The 19,037-nt window shown below is 66.9% G+C and carries 13 protein-coding genes; 5 read left to right on the top strand and 8 right to left on the bottom strand.

From position 1 onward, the window contains the following. Positions 1-81 precede the first annotated feature (81 nt). Both K9U15_RS03550 and K9U15_RS03545 read right to left on the bottom strand, forming a co-directional pair. Positions 82-4,935, bottom strand: coding sequence for a 2-hydroxyacyl-CoA dehydratase (locus tag K9U15_RS03550; RefSeq protein ID WP_301155613.1), 4,854 nt, complete (start codon positions 4,933-4,935; stop codon positions 82-84). A gap of 33 nt (positions 4,936-4,968) precedes the next feature. Then, on the bottom strand, positions 4,969-5,688 hold the full coding sequence (locus tag K9U15_RS03545; protein WP_227115023.1) for a TetR/AcrR family transcriptional regulator: 720 nt from the start codon (positions 5,686-5,688) through the stop codon (positions 4,969-4,971). A 556-nt stretch (positions 5,689-6,244) separates the two neighbouring features. On the opposite strand from K9U15_RS03545, the gene K9U15_RS03540 reads away from it, so the two are divergent. Beyond that, entirely contained in the window at positions 6,245-7,216 is a 972-nt protein-coding gene (locus K9U15_RS03540) for a biotin--[acetyl-CoA-carboxylase] ligase (protein ID WP_227115022.1), read from the top strand. A 268-nt stretch (positions 7,217-7,484) separates the two neighbouring features. After that, positions 7,485-8,849 carry a PFL family protein gene (locus K9U15_RS03535; protein ID WP_096228593.1) on the top strand — a complete coding sequence of 455 codons (1,365 nt, stop codon included), beginning with the start codon at positions 7,485-7,487 and terminating at the stop codon, positions 8,847-8,849. 115 nt (positions 8,850-8,964) lie between these two features. Here the strand turns inward: K9U15_RS03535 and K9U15_RS03530 are convergent, their stop codons facing one another. From K9U15_RS03530 to K9U15_RS03515, 4 genes are all read right to left on the bottom strand, one after another. Then, on the bottom strand, positions 8,965-9,420 hold the full coding sequence (locus K9U15_RS03530; protein WP_123674457.1) for a PIN domain-containing protein: 456 nt from the start codon (positions 9,418-9,420) through the stop codon (positions 8,965-8,967). Then, on the bottom strand, positions 9,417-9,737 hold the full coding sequence (locus K9U15_RS03525; protein WP_096227281.1) for a type II toxin-antitoxin system RelB/DinJ family antitoxin: 321 nt from the start codon (positions 9,735-9,737) through the stop codon (positions 9,417-9,419). Before K9U15_RS03525 ends, K9U15_RS03530 begins: the two co-directional genes overlap by 4 nt. 184 nt (positions 9,738-9,921) lie before the next feature. After that, on the bottom strand, positions 9,922-10,287 hold the full coding sequence (locus K9U15_RS03520; protein ID WP_123674456.1) for a YccF domain-containing protein: 366 nt from the start codon (positions 10,285-10,287) through the stop codon (positions 9,922-9,924). A 211-nt stretch (positions 10,288-10,498) separates the two neighbouring features. Further along, positions 10,499-11,236 (bottom strand): TlyA family RNA methyltransferase, encoded by a 738-nt coding sequence (locus K9U15_RS03515; RefSeq protein WP_096228594.1) that lies wholly within the window; start codon positions 11,234-11,236, stop codon positions 10,499-10,501. Positions 11,237-11,386: 150 nt separating this feature from the next. Between K9U15_RS03515 and K9U15_RS03510 the strand changes: the two genes are divergently transcribed. From K9U15_RS03510 to K9U15_RS03500, 3 genes are all read left to right on the top strand, one after another. Then, the gene (locus K9U15_RS03510; RefSeq protein ID WP_264465275.1) at positions 11,387-11,515 is read left to right on the top strand and encodes a hypothetical protein; all 129 of its coding nucleotides are present in this window, start codon (positions 11,387-11,389) and stop codon (positions 11,513-11,515) included. A 129-nt stretch (positions 11,516-11,644) separates the two neighbouring features. Continuing rightward, positions 11,645-14,542, top strand: coding sequence for a sensor histidine kinase KdpD (locus K9U15_RS03505; protein WP_123672613.1), 2,898 nt, complete (start codon positions 11,645-11,647; stop codon positions 14,540-14,542). Continuing rightward, on the top strand, positions 14,539-15,255 hold the full coding sequence (locus K9U15_RS03500) for a response regulator (protein ID WP_087190090.1): 717 nt from the start codon (positions 14,539-14,541) through the stop codon (positions 15,253-15,255). The genes K9U15_RS03505 and K9U15_RS03500 overlap by 4 nt, the downstream gene beginning before the upstream one ends. A 42-nt stretch (positions 15,256-15,297) precedes the next feature. On the opposite strand, the gene K9U15_RS03495 is transcribed toward K9U15_RS03500, so the two are convergent. Then, positions 15,298-17,574 (bottom strand): EAL domain-containing protein, encoded by a 2,277-nt coding sequence (locus tag K9U15_RS03495; protein ID WP_123672615.1) that lies wholly within the window; start codon positions 17,572-17,574, stop codon positions 15,298-15,300. Beyond that, positions 17,571-18,956, bottom strand: a complete 1,386-nt coding sequence (locus K9U15_RS03490) for an ABC transporter substrate-binding protein (RefSeq protein WP_227115021.1) — start codon at positions 18,954-18,956, stop codon at positions 17,571-17,573. Before K9U15_RS03490 ends, K9U15_RS03495 begins: the two co-directional genes overlap by 4 nt. Between the last annotated feature and the right edge of the window lie 81 nt (positions 18,957-19,037).

Raw genomic sequence — 19,037 nt, 5'->3', positions numbered from 1 at the left:
TATACAGGATTCGGTGCATGAAGCCCCCCCCCCCCGAATTCGGCGAATGGGCCGCGGCGTTTCGGCGGCGGCCCCTCGGCGCTACGCTTTCTCGGTCTCGATCTCCAGCTCGCCGGCGTCCTCTTGGGTTGCATGCGGGCGGGCGGCGTCCACGAACCGGTCGCGCGCCGCCTTCGCCTCGGCCTCCTTGTCGGCCAGGTTCGCCTTCGCCACGCTGATCATGAGCTTGATGCGGTTGAGCTGGTTCACCTCCGACGCGCCGGGATCGTAGTCAACCGCAACGATGTTGCTGTCCGGGTAGCGGCGGCGCAGCTCCTTGATGACGGCCTTGCCCACCACGTGGTTCGGCAGGCACGCGAACGGCTGCGTGCACACCACGTTGGGCGCGCCGGTGCGGATGAGCTCCACCATCTCGGCCGTGAGCAGCCACCCCTCGCCCATCGAGTTGCACAGGCTGAGGATCTCGCTGGCGTACTCGGCCAGCTCGTAGATGTCGGCCGGCGGCTCGAAGCGGCTCGAAGCCGCAAGCGCCTTCGTCACGGGCGCGCGCAGCTTCGCGATGGCCCAGAGCCCGATGCGGCTTCCCAGCGCCCCCTTCGCCGAACGCCCGAGCGGATCTTTCTGGAAGATGCCGCCCGCGATGCCGAACAGGAAGAACTCGGCCAGCCCCGGCACCACGGCCTCGCAGCCCTCGCGCTCGATGACGTCCACGATCTGGTTGTTCGCCGTGGGGTGGAACTTCACGAGGATCTCGCCCACCACGCCCACGCGCGGCTTCGTGCCCTCGCCGACCAGCGGCAGCGTGTCGAAGTCCTCCACGATGCGGCGCACCGTGTCCTTGAACTCGCGGCGCTTGAGTCCGCGCATGAGCTGACCCTGGCACACGGACATCCAGTGGTCGAACAGGCGGTTCGCGCTGCCCGGCTCCGCCTCGTAGGGGCGCGTGCGGTACAGCGCCATCATGAGCAGGTCGCCGTAGAAGATGGAGTACGCGGCCTGCAGGAGCATGCTCGGCGTCACCTTGAAGCCCGGGTTGCTCTCGCCCAGGTCCTTGAACGACAGCGCGATCACCGGAATGTGCGGCAGGCCCACGGCCGCGAGCGCCTTGCGGATGAGCGAGATGTAGTTCGTGGCGCGGCAACCGCCGCCCGTCTGCGTGATGATGACGGCCAGCTTGTCGGTGTCGTAGCGCCCCGACATGACGGCCTCCATGATCTGGCCGGTGACCAGGATGGACGGGTAGCATATGTCGTTGTTCACGTACTTGAGGCCCGCGTCCACCGCGCCGTGGTCCACCGACGGCAGCAGCTCCAGGTTGTAGCCGTTGCGGTGGAAGATCTTCACCAGCAGCTCGAAGTGGATGGGCGCCATCTGCGGGCACAGGATGGTGTAGCCGGCCTCCTTCATCTCCTCGGTGAACACCGCGCGCGGGAACTCGGTGGTGGCGCCCTCGCGCTGCCTGAAGCGCGCGATGACCTCGGGCGCCGCCTTTTGGGTGAACGTCTCGGGGGTTGCGCCGGTCAGCTCGCGTGCGATTACGGCCTCGGCCTGGCCGGACTTTGCCTGGACGGCAGCTTCGCGCGTGGCGGCAAACTTCTCGGGGTCGATGCTGAGCGCCGGGCAGCCGCGCGGCATGCGCTCGGCGTCGGCCCGCTCGTCGGCCTGGTCCTTGAGCGCCGCCAAGAGCGAGCGCACGCGGATGCGCGCCGCTCCCAGGTTCGACACCTCGTCGATCTTCAGCACGGTGTACACCTTGCCCGCGCGCTCGAGGATCTCCTGCACCTGGTCGGTGGTGAGCGCGTCGAGCCCGCAGCCGAAGCTGTTCAGCTGCACGAGGTCGAGGTCGCGCCGCTCGGTGGCCACCTTCGCCGCCGCGTACAGCCGCGTATGGTACATCCACTGGTCCACGAGGCGGATGGGGCGCTCGAGCGTGCCGAGGTGCGCGATGGAGTCCTCGGTGAGCACGGCCAGGCCGAAGCTGGTCAAGAGCTCGGGAATGGCGTGGTTGATCTCCGGGTCGTTGTGGTAGGGACGGCCCGCCAGCACGATGCCGTGCGTGCCCGTGGCCTCCATCCAGGCGAGCGTCTCCTCGCCCTTCGCGCGGATGTCGCGCTTGAAGGCCTCGTCCTCGGCCCACGCGGCATCCACGGCGGCGTCCACCTCGGCCTGCGTCGGCGCGCCCGCCGTGCCCATGAGCTCGGGGTGCGCCTCCACCAGCTCCACGAACAGGCGCTTCTTGAGGTGCTCCTTCTGGTCGTAGGGCAGCCATGGGGTGAGCAGCTTCACATCGGACGTGCGCAGCTCGTCGATGTTGAGGCGCAGCGCCTCGGGGTAGCTGGCCACGATGGGACAGTTGAAGTGGTTGCCCGCGCCCTCGTCCTCCTGGCGCTCCCACTTGCTGCACGGGAACCAGATGAAGTCGGGATGCTTGTCCAGCAGGTTCATGATGTGGCCATGGGAAAGCTTGGCCGGGTAGCACACGCTCTCGGACGGCATGGACTCGATGCCGGCCTCGTAGGTCTTCTTCGTGGACGGGTCGGACAGCACCACGCGGAAGCCCAGCTTCGTGAAGAACGTGAACCAGAACGGGTAGTTCTCGTACTGGTTGAGCGCGCGCGGGATGCCCACGCTGCCGCGCGTCGCCCGGTCGGCGGGCAGCGGCTCGTAGCCGAACAGGCGCTGGCTCTTGTACTCGTAGAGGTTCGGCACGGCGGCCTTGGCCTCGTCGAACGTGCCCGCGCCCTTCTCGCAGCGGTTGCCCGTGATGAAGCGGCGGTGCTTGCCCGTGGCCTCGTCCACGCCGAAGTCGTTGACGGTGAGCAGGCAGTGGTTCTCGCACGCCTTGCAGCGCACGGTCTTGTGCGTGGGAGAGAGGGCCGCCAGCTGCTCGAGCGAGAGCAGGGTCGAGCACACCGCGGCGGGCGCGGCCAGCTCGTCGTTCTCGGAGCTCCACGCCGCCCCCGCCTTTGCCTTGCGCGCCTCGAGCGCCATGGCCTCGTGGCAGCGGTCGCGGGCGAGCAACGCGGCGCCGAACGCGCCCATGTTGCCGGCGATGTCGGGGCGCACGGCCTGGACCTCGGACAGCTGCTCGAACGCGCGCAGCACGGCGTCGTTCAGGAACGTGCCGCCCTGCACGATGACCTTCGTGCCCACGTCGTGCGGGTCGCGGATCTTTATGACCTTGAACAGCGCGTTCTTGATGACGGAGATGGCAAGGCCCGCGGCGATGTCGCCCACGGTGGCGCCTTCCTTCTGCGCCTGCTTCACGCGGCTGTTCATGAACACGGTGCAGCGGCTGCCCAGGTCGACAGGGCGCTCGGCGCTCACGGCCGTCTGCGCGAACTCGGCCACGTCCAGGTTGAGGCCCGTGGCGAAGCTCTCGATGAAGCTGCCGCAGCCCGAGCTGCACGCCTCGTTGAGCATGATGTGGTCGATGACGCCGTCCTTCACGCGCAGGCACTTCATGTCCTGGCCGCCGATGTCCAGGATGAACTCCACGCCCGGCAGCATCTCCTGCGCACCGCGCAGGTGCGCCACCGTCTCGATCTCGCCGGAGTCCACGCGCAGCGCCTCGAGCAGCAGGTGCTCGCCGTAGCCCGTCACCGTGGCGTGGCCGATGCGCACGAGCGGCTCGCCGGTGTCTGCGTTCACCGGCATGGCGTTGTATAGGTTCGTGAGCGCCGTGCGGGCGCAGCCCAGCACGTCGCCCTTGTTGCTGGCGTAATGCGACCACAGAAGCGCGCCGTCCTCGCCGATGAGCGCGGCCTTGAACGTGGTGGAGCCGGCGTCGATGCCAAGGTAGGCCGTGCCCTCGTAGTCCATGAGGCTGCCGCGACGCACGCATTCGCCGTCGTGGCGAGCTTTGAACTGGGCGTACTCCTCATCGCTGGCGAACAGCGGGGGCAGGCGCACCACCTCGGAGCCTTGGATGTCGCCGAGGCTCTTCAGGCGGTCGAGCACGTCGCCCAGAAGCTCGGCACGCGTCGTCTCGCTGGCCGCGCCCGCGATGGCGCAGCCGCTGGCCACGAACAGGTGGGCGTTGTCGGGCACGACGATGTGCTCGTCGTCCAGCTCCAGCGTCTCGTAGAAGCGCTTGCGCAGCTCGGGGAGGTACTGCAGCGGGCCGCCGAGGAAGGCCACGTGGCCGCGGATGGGGCGGCCGCACGCCAGGCCGCTGATGGTCTGCGTCACCACCGACTGGAAGATGGACGCGGCGATGTCCTCCTTGCGCGCGCCCTCGTTGATGAGCGGCTGCACGTCGGTCTTCGCGAACACGCCGCAACGGCTGGCGATGGGATACAACGTGGTCGCGCCCTGCGCCAGCACGTTCAGGCCGCCGGCGTCGGTGTTCAAGAGCGCGGCCATCTGGTCGATGAAGGCGCCCGTGCCGCCGGCGCACGTGCCGTTCATGCGCTGTTCGATGCCCTGGTCGAAGTAGATGATCTTCGCATCCTCGCCGCCCAGCTCGATGGCCACGTCGGTGGCGGGGATGAAGGTTTCCACCGCCGTCTTGCTGGCGATGACCTCCTGCACGAACTCGATGCCCAGCCACTGGGCGAGCAGCAGGCCGCCCGAGCCCGTGATGGCGATGGTCATGCGCTTGTCGCCGAAGTCGGCTGCGGCCTCCGAGAGCACTTCCACGATGGTGGCGCGCACGTCGGCGTGATGGCGGCGATAGACGGAGAACTTCACGTCGTTCGCCGCATCGAGGATGGCCAGCTTCACCGTGGTGGACCCCACGTCGATGCCGATATGCAGCGGGACGGGCTCCACGGCAGCGCCTTCAGCCGCCGTCACAGCCGGCCCTTCCGCGCCGTCTCCACCCGCCAACCCTTGGCCGGCAGCCTCGTTCCGGGCCTCCACGCGCCCTGCCCGCTCTTCGTTGGTGTCCATGGGCTCGTTCGCCATGACGCTCTCCTTCATAGGTTCCTTCACAGAGTCCGCCTCCTCGGCTTGCGCTTCGAGGCGCTACAGTTTGATCGATTCGCCCGGCTTGATGAAGAACAGCCGCATGGCGATCAACGCCATCTCCTCCGAGCTCTCCTGCATACCCGTCTCGATCCACCGCTCGATCACGCCCAGGTACGCCGAGGCGAAGAACGCCACGTAGTAGCCGACGAACGGCGAGGGATCATTGCGGTAGCGCTCGTGCAGGATGGACTGCACGAGGTTGGTGCACACCGAGTCGCGCAGGCGCGGGCCGAAGCGCACATCGCCACCGGGGCCGAGCACCGCGTGCAGGAAGTCGCCCTGCTCGCGCAGGTAGTCGAATAGCTCCACGAGGAATGGCAGTGGCTTTTTGCGCGCACGGTACGTCATAAGGCTGCGCACCGTAAGGTCCTGCATCTGGACTTGGAAGCGCTCGAGGTCGTGCATGATCTCGCCCTCGAACGCGGCGAGCAGCGCCTCCTTGTCGTGGTAATGGTTGTAGAACGTCCCGCGGTTCAGGTCGGCCCGGACGCACAGGTCGTTCACCGTGAAGCCGTCGAAGCCGCGCTCCTCCATGAGCTCGATGAGCGCGTCGCGCAGCGCCCGCTTCGACCGCGTGATCCGCCGGTCCTCGCAGCACGCGGGAACGGAACGGGCGCCATCGTCCGACTTCGCATCAGCGGGAACGGGTGCGACCGCGACCGGTACAAGCGATTTCGCGGTGCCCCGAGCCATTTTTCCAGCAACAGCCGTCGTCATGCGGCTCCCTTCGTTTTTACCGATACCGGCAGGTCGAACAGGCGAATTACACGCTTTTGAACATTTCGGCCAATAATAGACAACTTGTTCAATAGCGTCCATTGTACGAGGATAACCGCAGAATTTCAACGCCGCTCCCCGATTCCCGGACTTTCCCCACCCAAATCCGACCGTAGCCGGAGACCCCAAGCCGGCAGACGAAAAATCAACCGGAAAAAGCTGCTGGAAAAGACCGCCGGCGAAGCCGATGCGCAGAGCCCCCTCCCCTTCTGCATCTGCTTATGCATCTGCTTCTGCATCTGCTTTTTCGGGACATGAATTTTTCGTTCCGCATAAACGCTTCATCCCACGAATAGAAGGCCGGACTCCGCGCGAATCTTTCATTGCGCAGAGCATAAGCCTGATGTTTCACGTGAAACATCCGTTCCATTTTTCGATTCGTATCTCATAAAAGAGCGGTTGCGCGCTTCTCATTGTCACCTTTCTTTATCATTCACGTTGACAGCGAGGGAACCGCACTTCTAGGATGGAAGCGGACGAACGAGGGAGGCGCGCGATGGGAACCAAAGAGCTCGTACTGCGGATGCTGGAGTGCCAGCGGGACCGGCATGTGTCGGGAGCATGGCTGGCAGAGGAGCTGGGGGTGACCCGCAACGCGGTATGGAAGGCCGTTGAGGTGCTGCGGGCGGAAGGGTACGTTGTTGAGGCGGCCACGAACCGGGGATATCGCTTGGCGCAGGAGAACGACCTGCTGTCGCCGGCCAGCATCGAGCGGTTCCTCCCGGACGGGCATCCGTTCGATATAACGGTGCGCAAGAGCGTGGACTCCACAAACGCCGAAGCGCGGCGCCGGGCGCTCGAGGGCGCGCCCGAGGGCGTGGTCGTGGTGGCCGAGGAACAGACGGCCGGACGGGGGCGGCTGGGCAAGACGTTCTACTCCCCCGCCGGCGCGGGCGTGTACCTGAGCGTGGTGCTGCGCCCCCGGCTGCAGGCCGACGCCGCCCAGTACCTCACCTGCGCGGCTGCCGTGGCGTGCGCGCAGGCCATCGAGGCCGTCACCGGCGAGGAGGCCCTCATCAAGTGGGTGAACGACATCTTCTGCCGTGGCCGCAAGGTGGCAGGCATCCTCACCGAGGGCGTAGTGGACATGGAGTCGGGACGCTTCGAGCACGCCGTGCTCGGCATGGGCGTGAACGTGCGGGTGCCTGCCTCCGGTTTCCCCAGCGAGATCGCCGACGTGGCCGGTGCCGTGTGCGAAGAGGCCGTCGGCGCGCTGCGCAGCCGGCTGGCCGCCGAGATGCTGGCGCGCTTTTGGAGCCTCTACGAGAGCCTTCCCCACCGCTCGTTCTACGACGAGTACCGCCGTCGGTGCTTCCTTCTGGGCCAGCCCATCGTCGTGGCGCGCAACGGCTCGCGCGTGCGTGCCCGCGCCGTCGACCTGACCGAGGACTTCAAGCTGGTGGTGGAGCTGCCCGACAAGACGCGCCGCGAGCTGCCCTACGGCGAGGTGAGCACCGGCCCCGCCTAGCCTCCTTCCGCCCAGCCTTCCCCTCTTTTCGCACCCGCCCCCGACCCCCTCTCTCGCGTCGAGCCGACGCGCGCCCGTTGCGCCTTCGCCGCCCCATCACCGGCTCCTGCAATCTCGCTGCGAAGTTCCATATGAGACGTCCGTTCTTTTTTCGCATTCCTCGTGAGAAGAAACCTCGGAATCGAACGAACGGTGCCGCCGCCGCACGCGCGGTTTGCTAGACTGGTTCGACACGCATTCCGAGCACGCCAAAGAGAAGGACGGGGCCATGCAGATCACGCCTGCCGAAATCGCCGAAACGCTTGCCATGGTGAGCAAGCAGCACCTCGACATCCGCACCATCACGCTGGGGCTGAACCTGCGAGGTTGCACGGACTCCGATATCGACGTCATGGCGCGCAAGGTGTACGACCGCATGACCACGGCCGCCGAGCGCCTCGTGCCCACGGCCGAGCAGCTGGAGCGCGAGTACGGCATCCCCATCGTGAACAAGCGCATCTCCGTCACGCCCATCGCCGAGATCTGCGCCGCCACCGACGCGACCGACCTCACGCCTATCGCCGTGGCTATGGACCGCGCCGGGAAGGAGGTGGGCGTGGACTTCGTGGGCGGCTTCAGCGCGCTCGTGCACAAAGGTGCGTCAGCCGCCGACCACAAGCTCATGGACTCCATCCCTCACGCGCTCTCCGTCACCGACAACGTGTGCTCGAGTGTGAACGTGGGCTCCACGCGCGCGGGCATCAACATGGACGCCGTGCTCAAGATGGCGGGCATCGTCAAGGCGACGGCCGAGGCCACGGCCGACCGCCAGTGCATCGGCGCGGGCAAGCTGGTGGTGTTCTGCAACGCCGTGGAGGACAACCCCTTCATGGCCGGCGCGTTCCACGGCTCGGGCGAGGCCGATGCGGTGGTGAACGTGGGCGTGTCGGGCCCCGGTGTGGTGCGCGCCGTGCTGGCCGACCTGCCGAAGGACGCCGACCTCACGAGCGTGGCCGAGGCCATCAAGGCCACGGCGTTCAAGATCACGCGCGCCGGCGAGCTCATGGCCCGCGAGGCGTCGAGGCGCCTGGGCGTGCAGCAGGGCATCCTCGACCTGTCGCTCGCGCCGACGCCGGCCGAGGGCGACTCGGTGGCCGAGATCCTCGAGGCCATCGGCGTGGGCCAGTGCGGCGGCCCCGGCACCACGGCGGCGCTCGCCATGCTCAACGACGCGGTGAAGAAGGGCGGCGTCATGGCGTCGTCGTCCGTCGGCGGATTGTCGGGCGCGTTCATCCCCGTGTCCGAGGACGCCGGCATGATCCGCGCGGCCGAGGACGGCGCCCTGTCGCTCGAGAAGCTGGAGGCCATGACCTGCGTGTGCTCGGTGGGCCTGGACATGATCGCCGTGCCCGGCGACACGTCCGTGGAGACCATCTTCGGCATCATCGCCGACGAGTGCGCCATCGGCATGATCAACTGCAAGACCACCGCCGTGCGCCTCATCCCCGCCATCGGCAAGACCGTGGGCGACCGCCTCGACTTCGGCGGCCTGCTGGGCTACGCGCCGGTCATGCCGGTCAACCAATACGCCGGCAGCGTGTTCGCCCACCGCGGCGGCCGCATGCCCGCGCCGCTCAACTCGCTGAAGAACTAGGGCGTAACCGGTTCCCTGTTTCTTGGGAGGCGACAACCGCGGATCGCCTCCCAGCATTGCACCATGACCATTGCGGTATGACAACCCTTAGGTGCACGGCCCAGGAGCGGAGCCTTCAGAACGGTATTTCTTCGTAGACGAGCCCTTTCTCTTCCGCTAGGTAATCGAACAGCTCCTCGCAATCTAATACCCTGATGGATGATTTCTCGAAGTCTTTCCGATTGCGCGTGATGATGGCGTCCGCCTTCAGCTTGAGCGCGCACTGGTAAACGCACGCATCCTCGAAGTCGTTCCACGTCGAGTCGAGCGCAGCATCGACATCGGCCTCGTTGAGAGAACAAACTCGGATGAATTGTCGGGCGCGTTGCATGGTTCTCTTTACTTCCGTTGCCTCGGAAGCTCGACCTCCGTTTGTGAGCAAATAGAACAGATCCGTTGTTTGGGAGGCGCTCATCCACAGATCGAACTCATGCAAGAAGCCCAGAATCATGAGCTTGCGGGCGGGCCCGACGTATCCGGGGCGTTCGTCGAGGTAGTCTAAGACAATATTCGTGTCGACGAAAAGCCTCATCGATCGCCACCTGGCTGCATGAGCCCCTTGGCAATCAAGCGCTCCCGTTTTGCCTCCTTAACGGTCATATCTGAAAAGCGTCCCGTGGTCCTTTTCTGGGAAAGGCCGTCGACCCAGGCGATCGCTTCGGCGATTTCCTCCTGCGTATAGTGCCTCCTTTCTTCCCGATCGAAAAACGGCAGCTCGCGCTTCTCTATCACGTAGTCGTACAGACGGTTCACCGCTTGCGAGGCGTTCGTGCCCATCTGCTCGAGTATGCGGTTGCCCGCCTCTTTTTTCTCCGACGACATGCGCGCCGTCACCATTGCGTCGGCCATGCTACCTCCTTTGTTGTACGTACAACATTATAACGGACGGCAGGAATGCAGGCAAGACAATTTCGGAATCAATGCGGCAGCGCAAGAAGCCGGCGGAAAGAAAGCAGGGAGCGGACGGCAGAGAGCAAAGACGCAGTGCCAAAAAGCAAGAGGGGAAGAGGAGCGGGGACGATGAGCGGGCGCGCTACTTTCCCCGCACGACGGCGCCGAAGGGCAGCAGCGCGAGCTTCGCCTGCTTGAAGCATTGGAGGCCGAAGGGGATGCCGATGATGGTGATACAGAGCAGCACGCCGTTGATCAGGGCCTCGAGGGCGAGGAAGACGCCGCCGAAAACGAACCAGAGCACGTTGAGGATGGCGGAGCCGGCTCCGCCGCCGTACTCGACCTCCTTGCCGAACGGGAAGAACGCGAGCCCGGCCATCTTGAAGCACTGCGTGCCCACCGGGATACCCACGATGGTGATGCACCACAGTGCGCCGACGAGGATCCAGCTCACACCCTGCCAAAACCCCGCGAAGACGAACCACAGTATATTGCCGAGCACGCTCATATCTTGTCCTTTCCCCCTGTCGTCCAGCGAGTATGGCACACCAGGGCGCCCGAAGGGGAAACCGTTACCGCTTCATAAGCAATGAGCACGAGGGTGCGGGGTGCGGGGTGCGGGGTGCGGGGTGCGGGGTGCGGGGTGCGGGGTGCGGGGTGCGGGGTGCGGGGTGCGGGGTGCGGGGTGCGGGGTGCGGGGGTGCGGGGGTGCGGGGCGGTCAGGCGCTCCTCTTGTACACTGCGCGCACAAGGTACTCCACGTTGCCCTCGGGGCCGGTGATGGGCGACTCCACCACGCCGGTCGTGCGGAAACCGGCGTCCTCCAGGGCCGCGCGCACCTCCTCGACCACGCGCCCGCGCACGGCCTCGTCGCGCACCACGCCGCCCTCCGTCTCGCCGGGGCGCGACTCGAACTGCGGCTTCACCAGTCCCAAGAACACGCTCCCCTCCCGGGAGAGCCGCGCGAACACGGGCGCGAGCTGCGCCAGGCCGATGAAGCTCAAGTCGGCCACGAGCACGTCGAACGGCGCGCCGAGCGCGGCGGGGTCGGCCAGCTTGATGTTCGTGCGCTCGAACACGGTCACGCGCGCATCCTGCCTAAGCGACCACGCCAGCTGTCCGTAGTTAACGTCGACGCAGGCCACGCTGGCCGCCCCGGCCTGCAGCAGGCAGTCGGTGAAGCCGCCCGTGGACGAGCCGATGTCGATGCAGCGCAAGCCGGACACATCCTGCCCGTACGCGTCGAGCGCGCCCTGCAGCTTGTGGCCGCCACGCGACACGAACCGCCGCCGCCCTCGCACCACGATCTCGGCATCGGGCGCCACCTTCAGGGCAGCGCTCGAGGCGTACACGTCGTCCACCTTCACCTCGTGCGCCAGCACAGCGCGCAGCGCGGCATCCGCATCGGGGAAATAGCCCTGCTCAACGAGCAGCGTATCGAGTCTCGTCTTCTTCATGGGCATCAGTATAGCGCATGCGGCCGCCCCGTCGCGGACGGGCACACAGCGCTCCTTAACGCGATCTTAATCGCCGGCGCCAGCTTCTTCAACGCGCCTTAACGCCCCCTTGGCTAAGCTGTACGCGCGCACTGGGGAAAGGAGTTCGCGATGTCGGCACTGGATCTGCTCTTCGCGCTGCTGGGCATTGCAGCGCTTGCGGGAGCGGGAGCGTTCGTCTCGTTCCTGCTGTTGGTCGAGCGCGCCGGCCGCACATGGCGCATCAGGCTTCCCTGGTAGCGGGCGGCGTGCTGCAGCAGAGCGGCGCGCCGCCCGAAGCGCGCTACCGCACGATCTTCATGCTTTCTTAATGCCAGAACCATGACCTTAATGCCGCGCTCATAGGCACTGTCGTATGATGGGCCCGCTATGGAGACATCCTCGACAGAACCGATTCGGCCGAACCCCGACAAACTGCTGCGGGCCATCTCGGCAGATGCGGGCGCATATGCATGCGATAACGAGCAGCGCGGTCGCCTCAAGATATTCTTCGGCTACGCAGCCGGCGTGGGCAAGACCTACGCCATGTTGGAGGCGGCCCATGTGGCGAAGGACCACGGACGCGACGTGGTGGTGGGCTACATCGAGCCGCATACGCGCCCCGACACGCTCGCCCTGCTGGACGGCCTCGAGCAACTGCCCGTACGCAAGATGCCGTACAAGGGCATCTCGCTGCGCGAGTTCGACGTGGACGCAGCGCTCGCGCGCAAGCCCGGCCTCATCCTCGTGGACGAGCTGGCCCACACGAACGCCCCCGGCAGCCGCCACGCCAAACGCTACCGCGACGTAGAGGAGCTGTTGCACGCGGGCATCGACGTGTTCACCACCGTGAACGTGCAGCACCTGGAAAGCCTGAACGACAAGGTGTCCGCCACCACCGAGGTGGTGGTGCAGGAGCGCATCCCCGACCGCATCTTCGACTACGCCTCGTCGGTGGAGCTGGTGGACCTGGATCCCGACGACCTCCTTGAACGTCTGGAGGGCGGCAAGATCTACGGCGCCGAGCGCGCCGAGACGGCGCTCGCGAACTTCTTCTCAAAGAAGAACCTCGCCTACCTGCGCGAGCTGGCGCTGCGCCGCACGGCCGACCGCCTGAACCGCAACCTCGAGCGCGGTCTGGGGCGCGCAGCGGGCGACGCCGGAGACGACGTGCTCGTGCACGTGAGCCCCTCTGCCGGCAATGCCACCGTCATTCGCGCCGCGGCGCGCCTGGCCGCCGCCTACCGCGGCACGCTCACGGCGCTGGTGATGGAGCCCGCCGACGACCAGAAGCTCTCCGAGGAAGACGCCCGGGCGCTGCATGCGAACGTGGAGCTGGCCGAGGAGCTGGGCGCGCACGTCGTGACTGTTTACGGCGGTGATCTGGCTCTCCAGATCGCCCAGTACGCGCTCTCGGGCACCATCTCGAAAATCGTCATCGGCTCGTCCGAGAACCAGCGCAAGCGCGCACTGCCCAACCTATTCCCGCGCGAGTCCGTGGGAAGTCGCCTGGCGAAGCTGTCCTGCACGGCCGACGTCGTGGTCATCGCCGACCGCCACGAGGCCCGCCCCACGTCCGGCCCGCGCCTGGCCACGCGCTTCAAGCCCACGCGCACCGACTTCGCCGCCGCGTTCCTGGCCCTGCTGGGCGCCACGGTGCTCGGGCTCGCGTTCCACGAGGCCGGGCTCGCCGGCAGCACCATCCTGGCCGTCTACCTGGTGGCGGTGCTGCTGGGTTCGCTCAAGGCCGACAGCTTCTTCTACAGTATCCTGGCCTCGCCGCTGGCCGTCATCCTGTTCAACTACTTCTTCCAAACGCCGCGCTTCACCCTGACAGCTTACGGCCTGAACTACCCGTTCACATTCGCGTTTTTGTTCGTCACGTCCATGGTGGTGTCGTCGCTCACCATCCGCACGCGCCGCGAAGCCCTGGTGAACGCCCGCAAGGCCTACCGCACCGAGGTGCTGCTGGAAACGGAACACCGCCTGCAGGAGGCCAACGGCGTGGACAGCATCCTGTCCACCACGGCCGAGCAGGTCATCAAGCTGCTGCGCACCACCGTCGTCATCTACCAGGTATCCCCCAGCGGCCGGCTGCTCGACCCCAGCCTGTTCTCCTCGGGCAACCCCGACGAGGACGTGACCATGACGTCGCTGGTGAGCGACGACGAGCGCGCCGTGGCCGCCTGGGTGGCCGGCAACAACAAGCGCGCCGGCACGGGAACGGGCACGCTCATGAACGCGCGATGCCTCTACCTGCCCATACGCGGCAAGGACACCGTGGTGGGCGTGGCCGGTATCGTGCTGGCCGACGAGGACCTGGACGCGTTCGAGAAGAACCTGCTGCTGGTCATGCTGGACGAGTGCGGCCAGGCCGTGGAGCGCGAGCGCTCGGCCGAGGACGCGCACCGCATCCGCCTGCAGGCCGAGCAGGAGAGCCTGCGCGCGAACCTGCTGCGCAGCATCTCGCACGACCTGCGCACGCCGCTCACCAGCATCTCCGGCGATGCGTCTATTTTGCTGTCGAGTGCCGATGCGCTCACGGACGACAAGAAGCGCGCCATCTACACCGACATCTACGAGGATGCGCTGTGGCTCGTGAACCTCGTGGAGAACCTGCTGGTGGTCACGCGGCTGGACAACGGCACCATGGCGCTCAAAACCGAGCCGGAGCTGGTGGAGGACGTGATCCGCGAGGCGTTTCACCACCTGAACCGCAAGGCCGCGCTGCACGAATTGCGCGTGCAGGTGGACGACCCGCTGCTCATGGCCCAGATGGACGGGCGCCTTATCATGCAGGTCATCATCAACCTGGTGAACAACGCCGTCACCTACACGCCGGAAGGCTCGCGCATCACCGTATCGGCGCGGCGCGCAGGCCGCGGGCAGCGCCCGGGCACTGCGGGGCTCGTGGCCGTGTCCGTGGCCGACGACGGCCCCGGCATCGCGCCGGCCGACCGCACCGAGATATTCACGATGTTCTACAAGGGGAAGAACGTGGGCAGCGACGCGCGACGCGGCATGGGCCTCGGCCTGGCCCTGTGCAAGTCCATCGTGGAGATACACGGGGGCACCATCGCCGTCGACGCGCTCCCCGAGAGCGAGCGCACCTCTCCCGACCGTCCGGGCACCGTCATCACGTTCACGCTGCCTGCGGTAGAATACGAGGCGAACCACGCGGAGGCCGAGCAACGTGCGACGGCCGCGACAGAGGGCCGTCCCGCAGCGGATGCCGCGAGGCCGCCCGAGACGACCCGCACCCCGGACGACGAAGGAGGAGGCGCATGACCGACGCAGCCGAAGGCCGCGGAGCCTTCACCATCCTCATAGTGGAGGATGACAGCGCCGTGAAGAGCCTCATCGCCACGGCGCTCAAGGTGCAGGGCTACCGCCTGCTCGAAGCGAGCACGGGAGGAGCGGCCCTGCTGGAGGCCACCACGAAGAACCCCGACGTGATCATCCTCGACCTGGGGCTGCCAGACGCCGACGGCATCGACCTCATCCGCCAGGTGCGCACGTGGTCGCACACCCCCATCATCGTGGTGTCCGCACGCACCGAGGACGCCGACAAGGTGGCCGCGCTGGACGCCGGCGCCGACGACTACCTCATCAAGCCGTTCTCGGTGGAGGAGCTGCTGGCGCGGCTGCGCGTGGCCACGCGGCGCTTGGCGGCGGATGCCGGCGCCGACCGGGACGGCCCCGTCTACGAGAACGGCGACCTGCGCATCGACTACGCCGCCCGCACCGTCACCCTCGCCGGCGAAGAGGTTCATCTCACCCCCATCGAGTACAAGCTGCTGGCGCTTTTGGCCCGCAACACCGGCAAGGTGCTCACGCACAACGCCATCCTGAAGGAGGTGTGGGGCAACGCCCTGGCCAGCGACCTGCCGTCGCTGCGCGTGTTCATGGCCACCCTGCGCAAGAAGATAGAGCGCGACCCGGCCCACCCCGCCTACCTCCAAACCCATGTGGGCATCGGCTACCGCATGCTGCGGAAGTAGCACCCTTTCACCGCCGAAGAGCACGGGGAAGCTTGTCGACGGTCAGTCTCGGGGCGCACCCTCGTCCGGTGCGACCGTGTCCAGCAGCCGGTAGAACTCCTCGGGGGGCACGGGGCGCGAGAACACGAAGCCCTGCACCATGTCGCACGCCGTCGTGCGCAGGAACGCCAGCTGCTTCGGCGTTTCCACGCCCTCCATGACCGTGTCCATGCGCAGCTCCTTGGCCATGGTGATGACCGTGCGCACCACCGTTTCCTCCGTGCCGGGAAGCGATCCTTCCAGCAGGAAGTCGCGGTCGAGCTTCAGCACGTCGGCGGGCAGGTCCTTCAGCACGTTGAGCGACGACTGGCCCGAGCCGAAGTCGTCGATGGCGCAGCGGAACCCGGCGCGGCGCATGCCGTCCATGATGTCGAACATGCCGTGCAGGTCCTCGATGACGATGCTCTCCGTCAGCTCCAGCTCGCACAGCCCGTCGGGGATGCCGTGCTCGTCCTTGATGCGCACGTACGTGGACAGGAAGTCGGGGCGGTGCAGGTGCAGGCGGGACACGTTCACCGAGATCGGCACCACGGGCAGCCCGGCATCCAGGCGTGCGCGCAGGTCGCGGCACACGCTCTCGAACACGAACTCGTCGAGCCGCAGGATGAAACCGTTCTGCTCGAACAGCGGGATGAACTCGTCGGGGCCCACGATGCCCTCGTCGGGGCGGCTCCAGCGCACGAGCGCCTCTCCGCCCAGCACGCGCGTGCCCGTCACGTCGTACTTCGGCTGCACGAGGTGGAAGAACTCGCCGTGCTCCAGCGCGCCCTCCATCGAGCGCTCCAGGTCGGCCCGGCGCAGGAGCGCGTCGCGCATGGGCTTGCTGTAGGCGCACGGCGTCTCGCCGCGCTTGCGCGATTCGACCTGGGCGATGCGCGCGCGGTCGGTGAGCTCGTTCGCGTCGCGCGCCTCGGGCGCGTCCTCCGAGCAGCACAGGCCGATGTGCAGGGCAAGCGGCTTCCCGTTGCCCACGATGTCACGCGCCCGTTCGGCTATGCGCTTGCAAACGTCCAGCGCGTCCTCGCAACGCGCGTACGGGACCAGCAGCTGGAAGTAGTCGGCCGACAGGCGCGCCGCGATGCCGTCCTTCCCCGCCTCCTCGCGCAGGATGGCGGCGAGCTCCCGCAGCACCTCGTCGCCCCGCGCGTACCCGTCCACATCGTTGATGAGCTTGAAGTTGTCTATGTCGATGCACGCCGCGGCCATGTCGCCCCCTGCGCCCCCGCCGGCCCTGTCGGCCCTCGCGCGCTCCGCCAGCCGCACGTCGCCCTCCAGCGCGAACTTGTCGGCGCTGAACAGCCCGGTGAGGCCGTCGTAGAACGCCATGTGCTCGATCTCCCTGCGGTGCGCGCGGCTGCCGCGCCAGTACACCGCCAGCACGATGCCCAGCCCCACGATGATGACCAGGCACAAAAGCAGCGTGGCGTTGATGATGGCGTTGGCCTGCTCCATGACCACGTCGTTCGGGATGATGGACACCACGTCCCAGCCGTCCGTGCCCTCCAGCGGCGTGTAGCAGAACACGTACTCATCGCCCCGGTACGAGAACAGCGCCACGCCGCGCGCGTTCTGCTTGAGCGCAGCGCGGAACGAGTCCACGTCCGCCTGGTCGTTGCCCTCGAAGCCCACGATGTCGTAGATGCTGGAGAACGTGCGGTTGCTATCGCGGTGCTGCGAGCGCATGACCACTTCGCCCTCGTCGTTCACCACGTACGAGAAGCCGCTGTCGTTGTAGAACGACAGCGAGAACCGTTCCTCCACGTCGCCGAGCGGGCGCGCCTTGCGCACGATGCCCGGCGTGCCGTCGGAGAACGTGAAGCGCTCGTACACGCCTATCATGTTGCCGCCCGTGCGCTCGTCCAAAAACGGCTCCATCACGCCCCGATCGGCGGCCGCGGCGGTCGAGGCCATCTGCTCGTCCGTGAGCCTCGCCGCGTTGGCGTTGTCCGTGCGGTACACCGCGCCCGTGCCCAGGTCGACGCACACGTACACCGTGCCGTCGTCGTCCATCCCGAACAGCGCCAGCTTCTCGATCAAGCGGTCCTCGTCATCGTGGCGCTGCACGGAAAGCTCGGCGGCGAACAAGTCGAGCGTGTCCAGGTCCTTCTCGAAGAACGTGTCGAGCGCATGCTGACCTTGCGCCGTCACCTCCAGCACGTCGGTCACGGACTTCTCCCACAGCGAGTCCTGCACGAAGCGCGCGAACAGCACCGTGCCGGCGATCACGGCCACGGACGCCGCCGCCACGAGGATCGAGATGAGCGTCTTGCGCGACTTCATGAGGACGCATCCGCCCCCTCGGCCAGCAGGCTGCGCAGCTGATCCTCGGCTTGGGCGGCCGTCGCGCCTTCGAGCAGGGACGCCACGCTCTGGCGCAGCGCGCCCCAGACGGGCAGGAGGATGTTGTCGTCCGAGCCCACGACCGCGCCCGCGGCGAACGCCCCGGCCAGCGGCTGCAGCGAGGCGTCGTCGGGGGCGGCGTTGCCCTCCAGCGGGCTGAACGAGCACTGGCTGTTCGCGAAGCGCTCGATGGCGGACGGCTGGGTGAGGAAGGCCGCGAACCCCTTGGCCTCTTCGACATGGGCGCCGTTCGCGTTCACGCTCACCCGCGTGTCGACGTTGACCACGAGCACGGGCCGGTCTTCGAGGACCGGATAGGGATGCACCTCGTACGCCAGGTCCGGCGCCATGTCGTGCACGCGCACCGAGGCCCAGGCGCCCGTGAGCATGAACGGGTAGCTGCCGGTGGCGAACTGGTCCAGGTCGTCGGAGGTCTTCTCCGTTTCCAGGGCCATGCCCGCGTCCACGTAGCCGCGCTTAACGATGCGCTCCACCAGCTCCAGGCCGGGGCGCAGCTGCGCGGCCAGCGCATCGGGATCGGCGCTCAGGGCGGCGACGCGCTCGCGTACGTTGTCGGCGGCGTACACCTCCGCCATGCCCCGCGCGATGGCGAGCGTCTTGAGCGAGATGTCGTTGTTCGCCACGAGCGGCGTGACGCCTTCGGCGAGGAACGCGTCGCAGGCGCGCTCGAACTCCGCCAGCGTGCGCGGCGCGTCGATGCCGTGCGCGGCCAGCAGGCCGGTGTTGCAGTACAGGCCGAACGCGGAGATGGACGTCGGCACGTACAGGATAGTGCCCTCGGCATCCATCTGGTCAAAGGCCAGCCTGCTGAACGTGGAGATGGTGGGCAGGCCGGCCAAGTCGGCCAGGTAGCCCTTCTTCTCGAACGACAGCGCCGTGTCATGGTCGATCATGAACACGTCGTCGCCGGTGCCGGAATCGAGGCGCTTCACAAGCGCCTCGTAATAAGGCCTGCTCTTGATACCCTCGTAGGACACGGACACGTTCGGATGGGCATCCATGAAGTCGCGCAGGATGTCCTCGATGGCCATGACGTTGATGGACTCGTACTTGAAGCCGAAGAACGTGAGCCGGGTGTCGACCTCCACGTCGGCCGTCTCGCCGACGACTATGTTCTTGCTGGTGGAGCAGCCGGGAAGCGCGAAGGGGGAGAAGGCCGTCGCCAATCCGACAGCCGACACGGCCAGGAAGCGGCGGCGCGTGAGCGGCAAGGCAGAGCCGGTCTCGGCGGGCGCTTCCGCGCGGAAGGCGGTGCCCTGCGAGGGCAAGGTTCCGTGTTCGTTGCTCGGTGTATGCGTCAAATCCCCGTCTTTCGCCAAACGGCATCTGCCTGATATGGTAGCGCAAAATAGCCCGCCGCGCACGCAGAACACGACTGCATG

Origin of the sequence: Gordonibacter sp. RACS_AR68, assembly GCF_030418485.1 — a bacterium.
Lineage (GTDB): Bacteria > Actinomycetota > Coriobacteriia > Coriobacteriales > Eggerthellaceae > Gordonibacter > Gordonibacter urolithinfaciens.
The sequence above is the reverse complement of the archived record's forward strand: the minus strand, read 5'-3'. Positions and strand labels throughout refer to the sequence as shown.